We start from the raw sequence: 19,234 nt of genomic DNA, 5'->3' as shown, positions 1-19,234 counted from the left end.
CCATGAACAGTGGCATCTATTCGGCACTTTCCGGCAATATCGCCGCAATGAAGCGGCTTGACGTGCTGACCAACAACCTTGCCAACGCCAATACTGCCGGCTTCAAGAAGGACCGGCTGACCTTCGAGAGCATCCTCCAGGCGGCGGGCGGCCAGCCGCCGGCAGGAGTGCAAAGCGATGCGCCGGTATACGCCGAAACCAGCTTTTATACCGATTATTCAACCGGCCCGGTCAAACAGAGCGGCAATACCTTCGACCTGGCCATCGACGGCGACGGGTTTTTTGTCATCAATACCCCCCAAGGGCGGGCCTATACCCGCCAGGGAAACTTCCACCTCGATTCGACCGGCAAGCTGGTTACTGCCGATGGCTACGAAGTACTCGGCGGGGGCCCGATCACCATTGCCGGTGGTCAGGTCGAGGTCAAGGGGACCGGTGAAATATTTGTCGACGGCAGCCAGGTCGGTAAACTCGACGTCGTCGATTTTCCCAAACCGTACGCCATGCAAAAGATGGGGAGCGCCTTGTTCGTACCGACCAATCCCCAGACCACTCCGCAGCCGGTTCAGGGTGACCGAGTTCGCCAGGGCTATCTGGAGGAATCCAACGTCAATGCCGTCGAGGAAATGGTGCAACTAATCGAAACGAACCGTTATTTCGAGTTTTGCTCCAAAGTGGTGAATACCTATGACAGCATGGCCGACAAGGCGAACAACCAGATCGGCAAACTGTAGCAACAATCGCGGTCCGGCGAACTGACAGCCTGCCCGCTAACGACATGAGGAAGACGGGCGGTATTGCAAGCCGCCCCCACGGGCCAAAGAGCCCGACAAAGGAGGAACAAAAGGATGATTCGCGCACTGTGGACAGCGGCCTCAGGGATGCAGGCTCAGCAGCTCAACATTGATGTTGTCTCGAACAACCTGGCCAACGTCAACACCGCGGGGTTCAAGAAGAGTCGGGCGGATTTTCAGGATCTCATGTACCAGAACATGAAGACCACCGGCGCGCCGTCGACCAACACTACCCAGGTGCCAAGCGGTATCCAGATCGGTTTGGGTGCCAAGGCGGCGGCGGTGACCAAGATTTTCACCGAAGGGAATATCACTCAGACTGGCAACGAGCTCGATATGGCCATCGAGGGGGACGGTTTTTTCCAAATCCAGATGCCCGACGGTTCTACAGCGTATTCCCGGGCCGGGGCCTTCAAACGTGACGACCAGGGGCGGGTGGTAACCTCCGACGGCTATCCGCTGATTCCGGAAATCGTCGTGCCGAGCAACGCTACTTCGATCAGTATCGGCAACGACGGTACCGTGGCGGTGATGCAGGCCGGCCAGACGACGCCGACCAATATCGGGAACATCCAGCTGGCCACCTTTTCCAATCCGTCCGGCCTGAGCGCCATGGGTCGCAATCTCTACCAGGAATCTGCCTCTTCGGGCAACGCGACTACCGGTACTCCCGGCCAGAACGGCATCGGCACGCTCTCCCAGGGCTTTCTTGAAATGAGTAACGTCAGCGTGATGGAAGAGATGGTGAATATGATCGTCGGGCAGCGGGCCTACGAGATCAATTCCAAGGCTGTTCAGGCCGCCGACGAAATGCTGCAGCAGGCCAACAACCTCAAGCGGTAACGGTTCACAGGCAAAACAGGTTGGAGACGGAGGTGTGAGCTTCCGATGGAGAAGGTGATGAAACGTCACATCGCGCTCGTTATGGTCATGACGCTGTTGTTCGCGGCTGGTGCCGCCTTTGCCGAACAGGCGTCCCAGGTGATTCCTCGGGCAAAGCTGCAACAGGTGATCACCGATTTCGTCCACCAGAAAACCGCCAGCCTCGGGCTGGAGACCAGTATCAAACGGATCAGCCTGAATAACGACCTCAAACTCCCGGCGGGGACGGTCACGTACGATGTGCTCGCTCCCGATCAGTGGGAGGGATGGGGGCGGGCGAACCTGGCGCTGATCGTGCGGGTTAATGATCAGGTGGAAAAGAACATCCCGGTCAATGTGGATGTCGATGCCTATGGTGCGATGGTGGTTTCGCTGCGAGCCCTCGACCGGGGCGACGTCATCGGCGCGGGCGACGTGGTGTTGCAGAAACGTGAGGTGTCGGCCACCAGCGGCAAATTCTATGCGAATGTCACCGAGGTGCTGGGGCTGCGGGCACGTACGCCGATTCGCGCCAACACGCCGTTGCGGAGCGAGTATCTGGAGAAGGTGCCCTTGGTCAAAACCGGGCAACTGGTGACCATCATCGCCGAAAACCAGTTCATCCGGCTCACTGCCACCGGTCGGGCCCGGGGCAACGGCGGTGAGGGAGACATCGTGATGGTCCAGAATCTTGGCTCCCACAAGGAGTTCCCGGCACGGGTCGTTGATACCGGCACGGTTCAGGTGGATTTTTAGGCCATGGGGAAAACGTCAGTGAAACGATTGGTGGTGTCAATATTCTGTCTTGCCCTGGCGGGCTGTGCCATTGAGAAGGCGGAAGTCAAAACTCCTTCCTTCGACGAGCAGCTACCGGCACCGCAGCCGAGTTATGCCAACGGCTCCATCTGGCAGGCTTCTTCGGCGGGTTACACCGAGGACAACAAAGCCCGCCGCAAAGGAGACATCCTGACTGTGGTCATCGTCGAGCAGGCAAGCGCCAGCAAGGAAGCGACGACCGATACCGAGCGGAAAGCCAGTGTCTCTGCCGGGGTGCCGAATCTTCTCGGGTTGGAAACCAACATGACCGGCATCAAGAACTGGATGGACTTGAGCAATCTGCTGAATGCCAGCACTGCTTCAACCTATAACGGCAGCGGCGCGACCACCAGGAAGGAAAATCTCACCGCCACCATGAGCGCCAAGGTGGTTGACGTCCTGCCCAACGGCAACTTCCTGATCGAGGGGCGGCGCAATGTCAAGGTCAACAACGAGGACCAGATCATCATCCTCGAAGGGACGGTACGGCCCCGGGATATCTCCCAGGACAACACGGTAAGTTCGAGCTTGATTGCCGATGCCCGGATTACCTATACCGGCAAAGGGGTGATCAGCGATCGCCAGCGGCCGGGGTGGCTGATGAACTTCCTGGATTATATCTGGCCCTTCTGAGAAGGGAGCGTGCTTTCGGCGCAATCCTGCCGTTGCGCTGTGGCATTTGCTCGGCCGGCGTACTGCCGGGAATGTCCGCTTGCCTTGGCCTTGTGCGACGATTGCATTCTTGCCCTGGCAACGGTTAGGAAATGGAAAAACCTATGAAGCGAATCCTCACAGCGGTCATCTTTCTTCTTCTGGCGGTTCCCCAACTTGCCCTGGCAATCCGGATCAAGGATATCGCCAGCTTCAATGGCGTTCGGGATAACCAGTTAATCGGCTATGGCCTGGTGGTGGGACTTAACGGCACCGGCGACAGCGATCAGACCAAGTTTCCGGTCCAGTCTTTGACCAATATGCTGGAACGGATGGGGATCACCATCAACCGCAGCGACATCAAGGTGAAGAACGTGGCCGCAGTCATGGTCACGGCCGACCTGCCTCCGTTCGTCAAGCAGGGGACCCAGATCGACGTCCTCGTTTCCTCCGCCGGGGATGCCAAAAGTCTGGCCGGCGGTACTTTGTTGATGGCGCCGCTCAAAGGCGCCGACGGCCAGGTTTATGCCGTTGCCCAAGGTGCCGTGCTGACCAACTCCTTTTCGTACGGCGGCCAGGCTGCCAGCGTCCAGAAAAACCATCCGACCGCCGGCCGGGTTCCGAACGGTGCCTTGGTGGAGCGGGAACTTCCCAATGTGCTCACCGGGCAGGGACAGTTGCGACTCAACCTCCATCAGCCGGATTTCACCACCGCCACGCGCATTGCCCGGGCGGTTAACGAAAAATTCAATGCCCCCGTAGCGAGCTGCAGCGACCCGGGGGCGGTGCTGATGACTGTGCCCGATGCCTACCGGGGGCGGGTCGTCGAGTTCGTCGCGGATATGGAGCGCCTCGAAGTCCGACCTGATTCTCCGGCCAAAGTGGTGCTGAACGAGCGGACCGGCACCATTGTGATCGGCGACAATGTCCGGATTTCGACGGTTGCGGTCTCTCACGGCAACCTGACCCTCTTTGTTAAGGAAACGCCGCAGGTATCACAGCCGGCTCCGTTGAGCAAAACCGGCGAGACGGTTGTCGTTCCGCGGACCAGCGTCAAGGTTACCGAAGGTGGCGGTGGCCTGGCGGTAGTCAAGGAAGGGGCCAGTATTGGCGAGGTCGTTCGCGCACTGAATGCTCTTGGGGTAACACCCCGCGACTTGATTGGCATCCTCCAGGCCATCAAGGCTGCCGGAGCGATGCAGGCAGAGTTGTCAGTCATCTAGTTGCCATCGGGTAACGGACATTTCTCATTCGGCCGGGCGCTCTATTCCATGGGCCTCCGGGGGTATCTGCACAAGCCGTCCGGAAAGAGCCTTTGTGACGCTCTTTGGGCGGCTTGGCACGTATTGTGCTGTTTTTTATTCGGGAAGTTACCCGTCATTTAAAGTTTTGGCGAATTGTGCCGATAGGTACTCCATGCAGACAACTCTTTCCAACGATATCCTGCTTCAGGACAACGAGACTTCCCGGGCCCGGCAACTGGCCACGACCAAGGACAATACGGCCAAGAATCGCCAGGCTGTCAAAAAGGTTGCCCAGGAGTTCGAATCGATTTTTATCGGGATGATGCTCAAATCAATGCGGGAAACGGTTGGCAAAGATCCGCTGACCGGTGGCGGTCATGGCGAAGAGGTCTATCGATCGCTGCTCGATCAGGAGTATGCCAATAATATTGCCAAATCTGGTGGTCTCGGCCTTGCGCCGCTCATTGAGCAGCAGATGTTGCGCGATGGCGGGGTGAAGGCAAAAAACGCGCCGCCGGCGCTCGCGCCGGTGACGGCGTCTACAGACGGGAAGTAAGGATCTTTGATGAGGCTTGACAGTGACATCGTAACGCTTTCCAGCGTAAATGCGCTACGTGCGGCCACCCCGGAGAAGGCTGCCGGGGGAAAGGCACCTGCAGCTGCTGCAGCGACATCGGCTGCTGATCGTGTGGAGTTGTCGATCGGCAAAAACCAGCTTGATAGGTTAAAGCAGGCTGCCGACAGCGAACCGGCTTTCCGGAGTGATAAAGTGGCGGCTCTGAGACAACAGATAGCGGATGGTTCCTATCGGGTTGCCGCCGGAGACGTAGCCGGCAAATTGGCTGATTGGCTCCGTTAGAGATGATGGAGGGAGTATGCGGGAAGAGACGACAAAACTGATGGAGATCCTGAATGCCCGCGAGGCGAGCATGAAGGAGCTGCTTCGGCTTCTTGGCGAAGAACGGCAGAATATCGTCAGCTGCGATATGGAACGGCTGCAAGTTACCACCGACTCCAAGGTGCAACTGGCGGAGCAGATGGAGACCCTGGACCGCGCCTGCCGCAAGCTGCTGGCCGGTGAGGGAGAGAAACTCAGCCTGCGGGGAACCGTCTCGCTCTCTCCCCTGATAGCTCAGAGTGCAGAACCTGCTGCCAGCGAACTCAAAGACCTACAACAGCGATTGTCTTCGCTTTCGCTGGAAGTCCGGCGGTTGCTTGATGAAAACAAGCGACTGCTCGACAGCTCGCTGTCGACCGTTGGCCGGTCGCTGACTTTTTTCCGGAGCCGGCTGACGGTGGCCGAAACCTACGGCGGCAGCGGCCACATGGTGGAGCGGCCGATGAATTCAAGTTTCCTCCGTAAGGAGATATGACATGAGTATTTCGAGTATTCTCGATATCGCCAAATCGGGGCTGACTGCCCAGCGGCTGGCGCTGGAAGTGACGAGCGAAAACATCACCAACGTCAATACCCCCGGCTATTCCAAGCAGACCACGATCTTCCAGACCGCTCCCACCACTCTGGAGCGCGGTTTCCCGCTCGGGAGCGGGGTGCAGGTGGCCGAGATCCAGCGCGCCTATAACGATTTCCTGCAGCAGCAGTTGACAGGCCAGAGCGCGACGGAGGGCTTTTCCAGTACGGTCCTCGCCTCGATGAACCAAGCCCAGCAGCTGTTCAACGACCTGACTACCGACGGTCTCGGCAAATCGCTGCAGGATTTCTTCTCAGCCTGGCAGGATCTGACGTCCAACCCCCAGGGGCAGCCGGAACGGCAGGCGGTCCTAGCCAGTGCCCAGCAGCTCGTCGACCAGTTCCAGCGGATCAACGGCTCGCTCCACGATCTCAAGAGCGAGGCCAACCAGTCGCTCGAAGGGATCGTTTCCGATGTCAACAACTATACGAGCCAGATCGCCTCGCTGAACGACCAGATCAAACTGATCGAAATCCAGGGGGGACGGGCCAACGAACTACGTGACCAGCGTGACCAATTGGTGCGGGAACTTTCCGGCAAGGTGGGCATTACCTATATCGAACAGACCGACGGTACCCTCAACGTCAGCCTGTCGCTCGGCCAGCCGCTGGTGATCGGCAAACAGGCGGCGACCCTGTCGCTGCAGCCGGACCCCGCCAATTCGAGCTATTACAAGGTGCTGGCCACGTCCCCGGGCGGGAATACCACCACTGACATCACCTCCATCGCCGGTGGTATCGATAACCGCCAGGGGGAGATGGGCGGGGCGCTGCAGGTCCGCGATACCATGGTCAACGGCTTCCTGTCGGACCTCGACGAGCTGGCCTATACTTTGGCAACCGAGGTCAACAACGTCCATACGACCGGTTTTGGCCTCAACAGCTCCACCGGCCTGAGCTTTTTCACCCCACCGGCCACCATGGCTGGCTACAGCGGCTCGGGCGGCATTGCGGTCAATATTACCCAGACGGCGGATGTTGCCGCCGCCAGCACTGACCCGGCTACCGGTGGTACCGGCAACAATGTTAATGCCCAGACCATCGCCAGCATCTATGACAAAGTCCTGACCACTTCCGGCGGTCAGCTGACACTGGGCAGCTTCTATAACTCCCTGGTCGGCAAGGTCGGGGTGGCGGTGCAGGATGCGACCAGAACCCAGGCTACCAGCGACAGCACCATCAAGCAGCTCGACAACCTGCGTGAATCGAACTCCGGGGTGTCGCTGGACGAAGAACTGGCGAATCTGGTGAAGTATCAGACCGCCTATCAAGGGGCGGCCAAGATGATCACCGTCAGCAGCGACATGCTCGATACCATCCTCGGTCTGATCAGATAGACAGGGAGAAATTACGATGCGCGTAACCCAGAACACCACGGCAAACCTTGTCCTGAACAACCTGCAGATCATCCGGCAACGGACCGAGGAGTTAGAGCAGCAGGCCTCGACCGGCGTCAAGGTCAGCGCTCCGGGCGACGACCCGGTAACCGCCCAGCAGGTCCTCCACCTGAAGGCGCTGATCTCTGCCGGCGACCAGTATTCCCGCAACATCAGCAATGGCACTGCCTGGCTGTCGATGAGCGAGTCCGCGATGTCCGAACTGGGTAACGTTATCAGCCGGGCCAAGGAGCTCGGGGTGGCCATGTCCAGCGACATTAACAACCCCGATTCCCAGTCTGCAGCAGTCAAAGAATTGACTCAATTGCGGGACGAGCTGATTCAACTCGGGAATACCCAGCTGAACGGCAAGTACATCTTCGGCGGTTTCAAGAACGATACGGCCCCCTTTGATCCTGCGGGAAACTACACCGGCACCGACGACGCAATCAACATCGAGGTCGATCGGGGAACCCAGGTGCAGATCAACTATTCCGGCGGCCAGCTCATTCGGGGCGGGACGCCGCCGGGGAGCTCGGGGACCGACATCATCGGGACCATCAACAACATGATTACCGCCCTTGGTGCTGGCAATACCGCCGGGGTTCGCACCGAACTGGGGAATCTTGACAACGCGATGGGACAGGTGCTTGCCACGCGTACCGATCTCGGCGCCCGGCTGAATCACCTGACGGCGGCGGGCAATATTATTGACGACCGCAAGCTGAGTCTGACGAAGGTCATATCGGACAAGCAGGACGTCGACTTCGCGCAGGTGATCAGCGATCTTACCAAGCAGCAGACCGCTTATCAGGCCGCAATGGCAGCGTCGGCAAAGGTTTCCCAGATGTCGCTGCTTGACTACCTGAAGTAGCTAGACGGGCAACGCGCCAGGAGGGCGTAACGTATGTTGGTATTGACACGGAAAATGGGCGAAGTGGTCACCATCGGCGATTCAATCCGGATCAAAGTGGTGGAGATGAAAGGGAACCAGGTGCGGCTGGGGATCGAGGCCCCGGGTGACATGCGGATCTATCGTGAGGAGATTTATCTCAAGGTGCAGCGCGAGAATCAGCTGGCTGCCGATTGGGCCCTCGGTGATCTGGAAAATGCCGTCAATTTCATGGGCGGCGTGACGAAGGAGTAGAAATCGTGAAGATTGCGACGACCCGATTCGGTGAGATTGAAGTCGACGACAACAAGATCATTGCCATGCCCGACGGCATGCTTGGTTTTGCCGACAAACGCTTCGTGATGCTCAATCCCGAGAAACATGCACCGTTCTGTTGGCTGCAGTCGGTAGAAACCCCGGCGCTGTCGTTCGTGGTTATCGATGCCCGGCGGGCGTTTTCCGATTATCAGGTTGCGTTGACCGCGGAAGAGTCCGAGCGGTTGGCACTCGATCGGCAGGGGGAAATCATCGTCCTGCTCGTAGTAACCCTCTCCCAGGACCCGACGAAAATAACGGCCAATCTCCAGGGGCCGGTGGTGCTCAATCCCGCCCGGCTGATTGCCAAGCAGGTGGTACTGGAGGGGGGGAAATTCTCAGCCCGCCAGCCACTTTTTGCCTCTCAGCAGGAGCCTGCGCCAGCCGCCAACGGCGGGTGATGATACGGCTCACAGCGTTCAATCATAAGGGCAGGTCGTAGGGGCAGGTCCCAGACCTGCCTTTCTCTTTTTCCTGCCCTTTCTTTTTCCCCCTCAGCAACAAAAATCTCACGGCACCATTTTTTCCCTAAAGTTTATTTACCCCTCTCCGATAAGTACATTAAAGACGCAAGCAAACGGCCACACCTGCCGCTCACGCCGTCGGGCCCGGGCGGATGGCGCGCTAGGTAGAACCGCGAGCACGCAAACGGGGTAAGGAAACCCCATTATCCAACTCAAGGAGGAAGTAACCATGGCACTCACAGTCAACACCAACATCGCATCGCTTAACGCTCAACGCAACCTCGCTAAAACCCAACTGTCCCTCAACCAGTCGCTGCAACGCCTCTCCTCCGGCCTCCGGATCAATAGCGCTGCCGATGACGCCGCCGGCCTCGCCATCTCCGAAGGGATGAAGGCGCAGATCCGCTCCATGAACCAGGATATCCGCAATGCCAACGACGGCGTGTCGCTGGTGCAGGTTGCTGAAGGCGCCCTCAACGAAGTGAGCAACATCCTCGGCCGTATGCGCGAACTGGCCACCCAGGCCGCTACCGGTACCGTTGCTGCATCGCAGCGCTCCTACATCAACAGCGAATTCGGCCGACTGGCTTCGGAAATCACCCGGATCGCTTCCGCCACCGCCTTCAACGGTCTCCACCTCCTGAACGGCGCTACTACGACCCTTGACATCCAGGTCGGTACCGGGACGAGTGCCTTCAATACGATCACTCTTTCCCTTACTGCCATGGACGCCACTACGCTGGCTGTTGGCACCGTCATCAATACCTCTGCGCTTGCGAAGGCCATGCAGAGCACGATCGACGCCGCGATCACCAAGGTTTCCGGCCAGCGCGCCAACCTTGGCGCCGCCCAGAACCGCTTCCAGTCGGTCATCAACAACCTGCAGGTTGCCGTCGAGAACACCTCGGCCGCCCAGTCCCGCATCGCCGATGCGGACATCGCTGCCGAAACCGCCAATATGACGCGGGCGAACATCCTGGTTCAGGCGGGTACGGCCATTCTGGCCCAGGCCAACCAGGCGCCGCAGGCCGCATTGAAACTGCTGCAATAATTTGATCTGTTACGGTTTGATTGCGAGAGGAGGGGCTTTGTGCTCCTCCTCTTTTTTTTAAATTGGTTCAAGTTATTCGGGATAATGCCGATATGTGTAGTGACGGGCGCATGCCGGCATGGTGAGTTCAGGCTGATTCTGGAAATGGTACTCTTGTTGCATCAAGTACAATCGGGAGGCGGCAATTATGTCATCGATATCTTTTGGCGGGCTAGCTACGGGGATTGATACCAAGTCGATCATTTCGCAGCTTATTAGCCTGGAGCGGGCTCCTGAGCAGCTCCTGCAAGCGCAACAGCAGACGAACAGCAAAAAAATCTCTGAATTCCAAAAGATCGAAGACGCCCTGTCCAGCTTGCAGGATATCGTACAGGGATTCAATACCCCGTTGACCTTCAAGGCGGTGCAATCGTCGGTCGGCGACAGCTCCGTCCTGGGCGCAACTGCCACCAGCAGTGCCATTCCCGGCACTCATTCGGTGCAGGTGGTCGCGCTGGCCAAGAATCAGCGACAGGTCTCTACCGGGGTGGCCAGCGACACGGCGACTGATACATTCAGCACCGGAAGCTTTACCATTGATGGCCAAACCGTCACTATCGGGAGCGGTCAGAACTCCCTGCAGGGGATCGTCGCCGCCATCAACTCTTCCGGTGCCAAGGTAAGTGCGTCGATCATCAACGACGGGACCAGCTACCGGATGGTTATCAATGGCACCGACGCCCAGAATCACGTCTTCGACTTCAGCGGCATTGAAACTGGCCAAAAGGTGATCGACGTAACCGATCCCACCTATGTGGCGGCCTATCAGGATGCCGCTCCGGCCCAGCTCGTGGTGGATGGGGTCGCGATGACCAAACAGTCCAACACGGTGACGGACGCCATCCAGGGGGTGACGCTCAACCTGCTGAAAGAAGGAGCGACCACCACCGTAGCGGTGACTAACGATACCGACGCAATCACCCAAAAAATTAACAATTTCGTTACTGCGTACAACAAGGTGGTCACCCTGGTGAACTCGGAGTCGGCCTATGACGCCTCGAGCAAAACCGCCGGTGTCCTGTCGGGGAACTCGACGGTGCGGACCATCCAGCAGCAACTTCGGTCACTGCTGACCACCACGGTATCTGGCGCCAGCGGCTCCATCACCAGCCTGGCGGCTCTTGGAATCAACTCCGACTCCAAGACTGGGACCCTGTCGGTTGATTCTGCCAAGCTTTCGGACGCGCTCTCCAATCACTACAATGATGTGGTGGACTACTTCAGCCACAACGGCGATTCCGTGGTCACCCTTGCCCAGAACCAGTACGGCATTGCGCAGCAATTCAATATGGTGATCGACAGCATGGTGCATCCGTACGTTGCCGACGGAATGGCAAGCAACGGCAGTATTGAGATTGCCAAACGATCGCTCACCAATGCCAATGCCGACATGGATAAGCGCATCAGCGATATGGAAGACCTTATCGCCCAAAAGCAGACTGCCCTGGAGAACCAGTTCAACGCAATGGAGCTTCTGGTCAGCAATCTGCAGTCTCAAGGGAATATGCTGCTCAACAGTCTGAGCGCATCGCTCAGTTCCACCAGTAAAACAAGCAGCTAAATGAGGTGAGGCAATGCTCAACGCGTATACCCAGTATCAGAACACACAAGTGATCTCTGCCACTCCCGAAAAAATCCTCGTCATGCTCTACGACGGTGCAATCAGGTTTTCCAGGATTGCCCTGGATATGATGGACAAGAAGGATATGGCGGGGAAGGGGGTTTACATCAGCAAGGCCCTTGCTATCGTGTCAGAATTGATGAGCACCCTGAATCACGAGGTCGGGGGAGATATCTCCCGCAATCTCGAACAGCTTTATGTCTATCTGATCGGAGAATTCACCGAAGCGAACGTAAGCAACTCTACGCAATCCCTGGAGAATGCCATCAACATCCTTTCCATCTTAAGGAGTGCCTGGACCGAAGCAATCGAGGTCGCCAGGAAAGAGCGAGAGGTTGGACATCAGGCGGAGAGTTTCGTGCGGGCTGCGGGGTAGGCCGATGAGCTGTGAAGAACTCCTTGAAGTCATCAAGCGCGGCCAAGAGCAGTATCGATGCCTGCAGGCCGAGGCCGAGGCCCTTCTGGCCGATTTCGACGCCTGCGGAAATGGCGTTTGTGAAGCAAGAATCGCCAGACGTCAGGAATGCATTCAGACGATTCAGGATGTTGACGACTATCTGTCAGATGTAGATCACGCTCAGGTTGAGCTTGATGCGGAGTCCCGGGAGGCCGTGGCCGGGTACCGGAGGCTGCAGGAGGCTGCAACAAAAAGAATACTCGAACTTGACGCCCTGGTAATTGCTCTTGCCGGGACGCGCATGGATTCCCTTAGAGGCCAACTCGCGGCCCTGAGCCGCGGGAAGGTCGCTTATGGCTGCTACGAACGGAGTGGCCGTATCCCACGTCGTCATTTTGATGACATCGCATGAGTTGAAGCGTATATCTTCTTCTCCCCATTCTCCTCTTAATTGCATTCTCGCTGAATAGCCCCGGGATTGCCTGATTATTATTATTGCCTGCCAACCACAATTTGTAGTATTTCCTCCGCTCTATTACGCCAAGTATGGTCTGTAAGTGCTAACTCTTTACCGTTTCTAGCTATTTCATCCATCATATTCGTGTTACCCAGAAGCCGTTCTATTTTTTCTGCGGCATTATTATTTTTCAGGTTGTACAGGACAATATTTTTACCGCAACAGAAGTTGTCCTTCAAATATATATTTTCATCAGACAAACATACGGCACCGGCAAGCATAGAATTGAAAATTCTCTCGTGGCTGCCATCGGTAAAATACGGTAGTATGTTCAATACAATCTTTGTATCTGCCATTTTGTCATAAATTTCAGAGTAATTTATTTGTCCGCAGACACGTATATTGCTGTTGGCCAGTGCCGGTAACTCCTCCCAGCCGTTGCCATAAATGTGCATATTGCAATCGCGTAATGACTCGACAATTAATTTTCTTCGCGCTTGCCTGACATAGCTGCCAACCGCCCGGAGTAAACACCAACTTCCCCGATCCTTCAATATCGCAGGATTAAGGCCCCTGGATTCAAATGCCTCGATGAATACCTGCACGAGGGACTTCTCTGATTCGTACAAAGCAGCTTCGGCAATAATGTCTAACAAAGAGCCTATGCTGCTCGATAACCAGGATTTTCGTATGCTTTCCGGATCCGTGTATGAGCCGGAAAACAGTACATCAATACTTCGCTCTCCAATAGTCCTCTCTTTTGCCTTATTGCGACTTGCACCCCCGCCATGGGCGACAAAATATTTTTGGATGGGCTTTCTTGTCTGCGCATAAATTTCTAAAAAATGGACGTGTGTTTTGTCAACGCAAGAAACAATCAAGTTATTTAAACTACAATCGATTCTATCTATAAGGCCGCATGGGTGATCGACAAAAAAGTTAAACATGGGAGCATCGGTATGTCCATCCAAGCGCTTGCCATTTAACATTATGTCGTTGCCATTGCCGTTCATTGACATAAAAAATTTGATGCGCTTTGTTTTGATAATTTTAAACAGCCTGTTAGGCCAATCTGTATCGAACATGTCTATTGTCGCCACCTTGTAACCAAGGTCGGTGAATGCCGATGATAACTCTGTCAGGAATTCAGGCAGTAAATTGTATTGAGATTCTCCTTTGAACATAACAATGGTATCTTGATAATTCGTCGGAGCTAGAAGTTCGATCGGCATCAAAAAATCTCCTCTTTAATGCTAAGCTGTTTTAACTTGTTATGTCAAATCAAGCCTGTCGGCGAAGTAGGTTCGTTGAACTAGTGGGGCAGAAAAGAAGTGGATGTGGCTCGCCAATGGGTGGGATTTCAACCAAACCAGCATCCGCTCTTTAAATAACTAGATGCCGGTGTTTACAGCAATCATCATCCCAACTTCATTACACCTTGCACCGATAATATAATAAATAAAGCCATTCCGCTTAAATATGTCTTCTAATAACAAAATGTTCTTACCCTCGTAATTATGCCATTCCATTATGAAAAGTTTAATTTTATTGATCATGTTGGTGGCATCGAGTCGTGAAAGTATTTCGTATTCAGCCCCTTCACAATCAATCTTGGCTACAATCGCATTTCCTGGATTTTCTTCTATTACAGACGTTAATACAACTGTAGCATCTACAGTCTCAACTACAACAGTTTCAGCTGCGGCGCCCAGATACTCCGCGTTACTGCGCGATGTACTCATAAGGCCTTTTAAACTTTCGTTATACTGTACTTCAATGGTCTTGTCAGAGTCACCTAAACCTACCTGACGAGGGTGCAATCTGTCATGGATGTTATTCAATGCGAAGTTCTTTAGTGCGCATTCATAGGTCTTCTTGAATGGTTCGAACCCATAGACGTTAACTACGTTTGGCATATTTCTGAAAAATATTGAAGCAACCCCGATATTCATTCCGATGTCGACAATGGTAACATGCTCATCGGGCAAATAGAAGTCGTACACTTTTTGTCCGAATATTTCTTTTACAATATAAAGATCATTGTTGGTCTCTATAACAAATTTATGCCCATCAACATTACATACAACCTCTCCAGTCGGATAGATGTCGTAACAAACATTTTTGGCAAGCAAAGCTATATTCTCGTTTCCGTAGTAGTTAGGAACGTTCAAAAGCGTAACTATATTTTGTGGTCCAATTCCAAGTTTAAACAGTAAGTTGATAGCTTGACAATACAAAGCTGAAATCGGTATCGCTAGAATAACAGTTTTTTCAGAAGTATTTGCGACAAAGTCTTCAATACTGATGATTGGCTTACCCTCAATATTGAGGCCAACAAGTTCTTTGTGAAGCGAGACGAGGTACGCTATTTCATAATGCGCGTCGAGATGTTGCTTTTTTAAGGCGTAATAGTCTCGTTCAAAAATGCAAAATTGGGTTGTGGACATAGCGGGGTTCCTTCAATGATAAAATGGCATTTCTTGCGACATAAGCCGGTTACAATGATTTAGGGCCGACGAGCGCATGGCACTTAAAGCCAAATAAAGAATGCCCCAAGGGAATGACCCTGACGGCTCCTTTGCGCCTTTTCCGATTCAGTCGGGAATTCCAATGCGGCTATGGCCAGTTGCATTTCTAACTTTGGACTGCAACAGGGTCATCGAGCAATGACAGCGCGGCCTTATTCATGGGATCCTTTTCCAGAACTCTGCCGAAAAGCCCGCGTGCCGTATCGACAAGCCCTGCCTCCTTACACAAGATGCCGAGCGAGATCATGTTCCCGACATCGTCGGGAGCAATGGCCAAGTAGCGATTGAAGGCATTGAACGCTTCGTCGTAGCGACCTAGCACGTTCAGCAGCTCGCCGTACGGCGGGAGGTAGGATGGGGATATCCCGACCAGGCATTCGACGGCGAGAAGGGCGTTGTCGATATCGTTAGCCGCGATGGAGAGGTTGGCAATCTGCAACAGCGCATCCTCGGCGAGGGCGTGAAGCGGTTCGGTGAGGAGGTTCTGGTAGCAGTCTACGGCTTTGGCCGGCTCATCCCGCATCTCGGCAAGGAGCCCATTGACGAAGTGGTGATAGGGAAGGGCCTTTTCCTGGTCGGGGTGCCCGGCCAGTCCGCGCGCCATTGCCTCCAACTCCTCGGTTTCTCCCCGCCGGTAGAGAAGGAGTGCTTTGCTCCGGGTGTGCTTGACGTCGTGGAGTCTTTCGAGGAGCTCGATCTGGGAGGTCCGCTCCACGGTCATCACGCGCGTGAACTCCGCTTCCAGCCCCTTGACCAGTTCCTGCTCCGTGGGGGAGAGCTGGCGAGCCCCCTCCGGATTGCGGTGCTGCCAGATAAAGAGGCGACCGGACTGCTCGTCCCTTGCCCATTGGGTCACGAGTTTGACAAAATCCGGGGACTCCTTCTGCTCCTCGATCCGGGCGTCGATCCGTGCCTGGACGCTCTCCACCACCTTGATCACGTAATCGGTTCCCTCGAGGTACGCCTCGTAGTACTCATAGGTCGCGGTCTCAACCTGCTCGTCGGTCATCTCGTCCATCGTCGGTTTGAGGCTCGCGCGGAATTTCTTGAGGCCGAACTGATGCACGAGCCCGGAGAAGTCCGTGAAGCTTCGGTCGAGCTTCCGCTCGATCTTGTCCAACCTGATCTTGTGGCAGAAGTCGCGCTTTCTGCCGTTCCTGCCGAAAAGTCCGTCGGCGCATTCGATCGCCTCGTGGCAGAGGGTGAGGATCTGCTGGAATTTCGACCGCGCCCGGTCGAGTTCTTTCCGGATCTTTTTATAATGGGCGAGCCGCGAGGCGGTGGTCGATTCGGGGGCCAGGCGGGCAATGACCTCGGCAGGGAAGAACTCGTCCGTGGGCAGTTCGATTTCTTCTACCGCTTGATAGCCGATGCCGGGAACCTTGGCCGCGTTGAGCGAACAGTTGTATAGCCGGCAGCCTTTCTCGGCTGCTGCCGTGGCCTGCAATCCGAGCATGGTGAGCGATTCGGCGTAGCCCTGGTTGGTATCCGCTTTCCCTTCGCCGTACGTTTCGACGCGCAGGCCCATCTGGCCCAGGTCGGGCCCGACTTTGTTCTCGTTGCTTCCCGCGGCGTGGGTCTGGCCGTCGGCCGAAAAACAGAGGTCGACCCCGGCAAGCACGATGGTATGGCATCCCATGTGGACCGCTACGGAGACGGCATAGTTGCTGACCGTGGGGCCGGAATAGGCGAGGGAATCGACGTTGAGCGGCGTCCGCCAGGGGAAGCGGGGGCCGGTGTACACGCTTCTTCCATCCCATTGCCCGACCAGAGGGGGGGAGGCGTGGTTACTGTAGATAAAAAGGGGCACCTCGTCGCTTTGCCGGGGGAACTGCAGCATCTCGCGGCTCACCTCGAAGCTGATCTTCTGCGGGTCAACGGAGGCAATAATGTGGGGGACAACACCCTCGTCGAGGAGGATACGGCTGATGCGCGAAACGGCGATCACTACAAGCCGGTCGCGGTTTGCCTTCACCCAGGGCAGAGCGTTCTTCAATGACGGGCCCCCGGCCAGGATTACCGCGGTCCGACCGGCGAAAGCGTCTTTGAGCACCTCGCTGAAGCAGACCTGGTTCTCGGTGAGGTTTTCCAGCTGGCGGAGGATGAAGTGCGACGCGTTGGATGACGTCCACGTGGCGCGAATGATCGTTCTGATATCGTTGTTGACGGTCCAGGAAAGAGTCCGGTAATCGGGGACGTTGGCGTCGCTTGCGGCAATCGACTCGTGGACGTGGACCGCGTCGAGAAAGACGTAGTCGGCGATATTGTACGCGCGGCACTGCTCCTGGAGCGATTCCGGCGGGACGACGCAGATTTCACTGGGCAGATTCTCCAGCATCCCCTCTCCGGAGAGTACGCTGATCACTTCCGGGAGTTCGACGAATAGGTAACGCGCGCCGATCGGAACGCCGTTTTTGGCGATGAAGGTGGGGAGAATGCCGGAATCGGTCCCGATGATGACGTTGAGCTGATACTCCTGAAAGAGCTGCTCGCCGAAATGCGAGCGATAGAGGGCATCGGAGCCGATTCGGTTGAAGGCGTTACGGTTGACGCTGTAGAGGTAACGATCGCCGAAATCGTTGGTTAAAAAAGTGCCCAGGCTGTTTTCTGTCGATTCCATATCAATCCTTTTCAAATGCTATTCGGTGAAAAGCAGGCTCCAGTCGAGGGGAGTCCCTTTTTTGACATCCTGCGCTACTTTTCTGCCGAGGAAAAAATCCAGATATTTCGGTGCCAATCCCAGGCCGGGGCGGATCGCCCGCAGATTCTCTGCCGTCAGCGTCTCCCCTTGGCGAATGTCTCTGACGATATAGAGGGAGCGACGGAACTTGAGTGACGGTTTCTCCCCCTCGGTCGGTCCGTAGCTGATCCCCCCCAGCGCCTGCCAGGCCCGCTCCGTCTCTACCACCAGCGACTGCAGCTCTTCCGGCTCCAGCGAGAATGCCGAATCCACCCCCCCGTCGGCCCGGCAGAGGGTGAAGTGCTTCTCGATTACCGTGGCCCCCAGGGCGACGGCGGCGACCGCCACTCCCGTTCCCATGGTGTGGTCGGAGAGCCCGGCTTCGCAGACGAACAGCTCGCGCAGGTGGGGGATGGTACGAATATTGGTGTTGGCCGGCGTTGCCGGGTAGGTGCTGGTGCACTTGAGCAGAATAAGCCCCGGGCAGCCGGCTTCCCGGGCGACGCGGACCGTTTCGTCCAGTTCGGCCACCGTCGCCATGCCGGTCGAGATGATCATCGGCTTGCCGGTGGCCGCCACCTTGCGGATCAGCGGCAGATCGGTGTTCTCGAAGGAGGCGATCTTGTAGCACGGCACATCGAGCGTTTCGAGGAACTCGACTGCCGTTTCGTCGAAGGGGGTACTGAAGCAGATGAGTCCCCGCTCCCGGCAGCGGGCGAAGATCGGCGCGTGCCATTCCCAGGGGGTGTGGGCTTCCTGGTAGAGTTTGTAGAGCGAGGTCCCCTGCCAGAGGCTGTTCGGATCGCCGATGTGGAATGCCCCTTCGTCAAGGTCGATGGTCATGGTGTCGGCGGTGTAGGTCTGCAGTTTCAGCGCATGGGCACCTGCCGCGGCGGCCGCATCGACAATCGCCAGGGCCCGGTCGAGGGACTGGTTGTGGTTGCCTGACATCTCGGCGATGACGAATGGTGGCTGGTCGGCGCCGATGATCCGGTTGCCGATGACGGTTTGTTGCTTCATGGGGTACCTTCTTCCGGGGCGAAGGGGGTGAAGTGTCGTTTGTGCGCTTCCCACTGGTCGTTGAACAGGGAGAAGGAGATGATGTCGTGATACTCGCCGTCTTTCAGCACCTGGCGAACGAAACATCCCTCCTGGACGAAGCCGAGCCGGCGGTGGAAGGCGATGCTCGCCTCGTTGAAGGCGAACGCTTCGCCGATCACCTTGCGCAGGCCGAGTTCGCTGAAGATGTAGTCGAGGCCGAGGTAGCCCATGGCGGTGCCGCTGCCGCGGGGGGCATCGGTTTCGCCGAGGTAGAATCCCCAGTAGCAGGTGCCGTTGCGCCGGTCGATTCGGACAGCGTTGACAACCCCGAGCGGCCGGCCGTCGACGGCGAAGAGCAGGGTCCGGGCCGTGTCGGATTCCTGCAACCGGGCAAACCAAGCCCGATGCTCCTCCCAGCTGATCAGGTGGTCGCTGTACATGTTGAGGCGAATCCGTTCGGAGTTGCGCCATTCGAGGAGTCTCGCCAGATCATCTTCGGTAACGGGCCGCAGGGTGCAGCGGTTACGTTCCAGCAT

At 56.3% G+C, this 19,234-nt stretch carries 21 protein-coding genes; 16 read left to right on the top strand and 5 right to left on the bottom strand.

Going from position 1 to position 19,234, the window contains the following annotated elements:
- Positions 1-2: 2 nt before the first annotated feature.
- From flgF to QMN23_RS17065, 16 genes are all read left to right on the top strand, one after another.
- On the top strand, positions 3-734 hold the full coding sequence (gene flgF / locus QMN23_RS17140; protein WP_282000544.1) for a flagellar basal-body rod protein FlgF: 732 nt from the start codon (positions 3-5) through the stop codon (positions 732-734).
- 114 nt (positions 735-848) lie between these two features.
- Positions 849-1,637 (top strand): flagellar basal-body rod protein FlgG, encoded by a 789-nt coding sequence (gene flgG, locus QMN23_RS17135; RefSeq protein WP_282000543.1) that lies wholly within the window; start codon positions 849-851, stop codon positions 1,635-1,637.
- Positions 1,638-1,694: 57 nt separating this feature from the next.
- Complete coding sequence (gene flgA / locus QMN23_RS17130) at positions 1,695-2,411, top strand: flagellar basal body P-ring formation chaperone FlgA (protein ID WP_282000542.1); 717 nt, start codon at positions 1,695-1,697, stop codon at positions 2,409-2,411.
- Between the two features lie 18 nt (positions 2,412-2,429).
- Positions 2,430-3,104: a flagellar basal body L-ring protein FlgH gene (locus QMN23_RS17125; RefSeq protein WP_282003937.1), complete on the top strand. Its 675-nt coding sequence runs from the start codon at positions 2,430-2,432 to the stop codon at positions 3,102-3,104.
- Between the two features lie 131 nt (positions 3,105-3,235).
- Positions 3,236-4,345: a flagellar basal body P-ring protein FlgI gene (locus QMN23_RS17120; protein ID WP_282000541.1), complete on the top strand. Its 1,110-nt coding sequence runs from the start codon at positions 3,236-3,238 to the stop codon at positions 4,343-4,345.
- Between the two features lie 193 nt (positions 4,346-4,538).
- Entirely contained in the window at positions 4,539-4,922 is a 384-nt protein-coding gene (locus QMN23_RS17115) for a rod-binding protein (RefSeq protein ID WP_282000540.1), read from the top strand.
- A 9-nt stretch (positions 4,923-4,931) separates the two neighbouring features.
- The gene (gene flgM, locus QMN23_RS17110) at positions 4,932-5,225 is read left to right on the top strand and encodes a flagellar biosynthesis anti-sigma factor FlgM (RefSeq protein WP_282000539.1); all 294 of its coding nucleotides are present in this window, start codon (positions 4,932-4,934) and stop codon (positions 5,223-5,225) included.
- Positions 5,226-5,241: 16 nt separating this feature from the next.
- A complete protein-coding gene (locus QMN23_RS17105; protein ID WP_282000538.1) occupies positions 5,242-5,739 on the top strand; it encodes a flagellar protein FlgN in 498 nt (165 codons plus the stop codon).
- A gap of 1 nt (position 5,740) precedes the next feature.
- Positions 5,741-7,174 carry a flagellar hook-associated protein FlgK gene (gene flgK / locus QMN23_RS17100; protein WP_282000537.1) on the top strand — a complete coding sequence of 478 codons (1,434 nt, stop codon included), beginning with the start codon at positions 5,741-5,743 and terminating at the stop codon, positions 7,172-7,174.
- A 16-nt stretch (positions 7,175-7,190) separates the two neighbouring features.
- A complete protein-coding gene (gene flgL, locus QMN23_RS17095; protein ID WP_282000536.1) occupies positions 7,191-8,087 on the top strand; it encodes a flagellar hook-associated protein FlgL in 897 nt (298 codons plus the stop codon).
- Between the two features lie 33 nt (positions 8,088-8,120).
- Positions 8,121-8,360 (top strand): carbon storage regulator CsrA, encoded by a 240-nt coding sequence (csrA, locus tag QMN23_RS17090; RefSeq protein ID WP_282000535.1) that lies wholly within the window; start codon positions 8,121-8,123, stop codon positions 8,358-8,360.
- 5 nt (positions 8,361-8,365) lie between these two features.
- A complete protein-coding gene (locus QMN23_RS17085; protein WP_282000534.1) occupies positions 8,366-8,821 on the top strand; it encodes a flagellar assembly protein FliW in 456 nt (151 codons plus the stop codon).
- 292 nt (positions 8,822-9,113) lie between these two features.
- Positions 9,114-9,935 carry a flagellin gene (locus tag QMN23_RS17080; protein WP_282000533.1) on the top strand — a complete coding sequence of 274 codons (822 nt, stop codon included), beginning with the start codon at positions 9,114-9,116 and terminating at the stop codon, positions 9,933-9,935.
- A gap of 187 nt (positions 9,936-10,122) precedes the next feature.
- Positions 10,123-11,535, top strand: a complete 1,413-nt coding sequence (fliD, locus tag QMN23_RS17075; RefSeq protein WP_282000532.1) for a flagellar filament capping protein FliD — start codon at positions 10,123-10,125, stop codon at positions 11,533-11,535.
- 13 nt (positions 11,536-11,548) lie between these two features.
- Positions 11,549-11,971 carry a flagellar export chaperone FliS gene (gene fliS, locus QMN23_RS17070; RefSeq protein ID WP_282000531.1) on the top strand — a complete coding sequence of 141 codons (423 nt, stop codon included), beginning with the start codon at positions 11,549-11,551 and terminating at the stop codon, positions 11,969-11,971.
- 4 nt (positions 11,972-11,975) lie between these two features.
- Positions 11,976-12,404, top strand: coding sequence for a hypothetical protein (locus QMN23_RS17065; protein ID WP_282000530.1), 429 nt, complete (start codon positions 11,976-11,978; stop codon positions 12,402-12,404).
- A gap of 80 nt (positions 12,405-12,484) precedes the next feature.
- On the opposite strand, the gene QMN23_RS17060 is transcribed toward QMN23_RS17065, so the two are convergent.
- From QMN23_RS17060 to pseH, 5 genes are all read right to left on the bottom strand, one after another.
- A complete protein-coding gene (locus QMN23_RS17060; RefSeq protein WP_282000529.1) occupies positions 12,485-13,681 on the bottom strand; it encodes a glycosyltransferase in 1,197 nt (398 codons plus the stop codon).
- A 159-nt stretch (positions 13,682-13,840) separates the two neighbouring features.
- Positions 13,841-14,896 carry an FkbM family methyltransferase gene (locus QMN23_RS17055; protein ID WP_282000528.1) on the bottom strand — a complete coding sequence of 352 codons (1,056 nt, stop codon included), beginning with the start codon at positions 14,894-14,896 and terminating at the stop codon, positions 13,841-13,843.
- A gap of 187 nt (positions 14,897-15,083) precedes the next feature.
- Complete coding sequence (locus QMN23_RS17050; protein ID WP_282000527.1) at positions 15,084-17,597, bottom strand: 6-hydroxymethylpterin diphosphokinase MptE-like protein; 2,514 nt, start codon at positions 17,595-17,597, stop codon at positions 15,084-15,086.
- Positions 17,598-17,615: 18 nt separating this feature from the next.
- Entirely contained in the window at positions 17,616-18,677 is a 1,062-nt protein-coding gene (pseI, locus tag QMN23_RS17045) for a pseudaminic acid synthase (RefSeq protein WP_282000526.1), read from the bottom strand.
- Positions 18,674-19,234: a UDP-4-amino-4,6-dideoxy-N-acetyl-beta-L-altrosamine N-acetyltransferase gene (pseH, locus tag QMN23_RS17040; protein WP_281999563.1), complete on the bottom strand. Its 561-nt coding sequence runs from the start codon at positions 19,232-19,234 to the stop codon at positions 18,674-18,676. The genes pseI and pseH overlap by 4 nt, the downstream gene beginning before the upstream one ends.

Source organism: Geotalea uraniireducens, assembly GCF_027943965.1.
In the GTDB taxonomy this organism is placed as follows: Bacteria; Desulfobacterota; Desulfuromonadia; order Geobacterales; family Geobacteraceae; genus Geobacter; species Geobacter uraniireducens.
This window is presented reverse-complemented; position numbering and strand designations above follow the sequence as displayed.

Coding starts and splice junctions, on each gene's coding strand:
- flgF (WP_282000544.1), top strand. CDS start 3: ATGAACAGTGGCATCTATTCGGCACTTTCCGGCAATATCGCCGCAATG.
- flgG (WP_282000543.1), top strand. CDS start 849: ATGATTCGCGCACTGTGGACAGCGGCCTCAGGGATGCAGGCTCAGCAG.
- flgA (WP_282000542.1), top strand. CDS start 1,695: ATGAAACGTCACATCGCGCTCGTTATGGTCATGACGCTGTTGTTCGCG.
- QMN23_RS17120 (WP_282000541.1), top strand. CDS start 3,236: ATGGAAAAACCTATGAAGCGAATCCTCACAGCGGTCATCTTTCTTCTT.
- QMN23_RS17115 (WP_282000540.1), top strand. CDS start 4,539: ATGCAGACAACTCTTTCCAACGATATCCTGCTTCAGGACAACGAGACT.
- flgM (WP_282000539.1), top strand. CDS start 4,932: ATGAGGCTTGACAGTGACATCGTAACGCTTTCCAGCGTAAATGCGCTA.
- QMN23_RS17105 (WP_282000538.1), top strand. CDS start 5,242: ATGCGGGAAGAGACGACAAAACTGATGGAGATCCTGAATGCCCGCGAG.
- flgK (WP_282000537.1), top strand. CDS start 5,741: ATGAGTATTTCGAGTATTCTCGATATCGCCAAATCGGGGCTGACTGCC.
- flgL (WP_282000536.1), top strand. CDS start 7,191: ATGCGCGTAACCCAGAACACCACGGCAAACCTTGTCCTGAACAACCTG.
- csrA (WP_282000535.1), top strand. CDS start 8,121: ATGTTGGTATTGACACGGAAAATGGGCGAAGTGGTCACCATCGGCGAT.
- QMN23_RS17080 (WP_282000533.1), top strand. CDS start 9,114: ATGGCACTCACAGTCAACACCAACATCGCATCGCTTAACGCTCAACGC.
- fliD (WP_282000532.1), top strand. CDS start 10,123: ATGTCATCGATATCTTTTGGCGGGCTAGCTACGGGGATTGATACCAAG.
- fliS (WP_282000531.1), top strand. CDS start 11,549: ATGCTCAACGCGTATACCCAGTATCAGAACACACAAGTGATCTCTGCC.
- QMN23_RS17065 (WP_282000530.1), top strand. CDS start 11,976: ATGAGCTGTGAAGAACTCCTTGAAGTCATCAAGCGCGGCCAAGAGCAG.
- QMN23_RS17060 (WP_282000529.1), bottom strand. CDS start 13,681: ATGCCGATCGAACTTCTAGCTCCGACGAATTATCAAGATACCATTGTT.
- QMN23_RS17055 (WP_282000528.1), bottom strand. CDS start 14,896: ATGTCCACAACCCAATTTTGCATTTTTGAACGAGACTATTACGCCTTA.
- QMN23_RS17050 (WP_282000527.1), bottom strand. CDS start 17,597: ATGGAATCGACAGAAAACAGCCTGGGCACTTTTTTAACCAACGATTTC.
- pseI (WP_282000526.1), bottom strand. CDS start 18,677: ATGAAGCAACAAACCGTCATCGGCAACCGGATCATCGGCGCCGACCAG.
- pseH (WP_281999563.1), bottom strand. CDS start 19,234: ATGCTGGAACGTAACCGCTGCACCCTGCGGCCCGTTACCGAAGATGAT.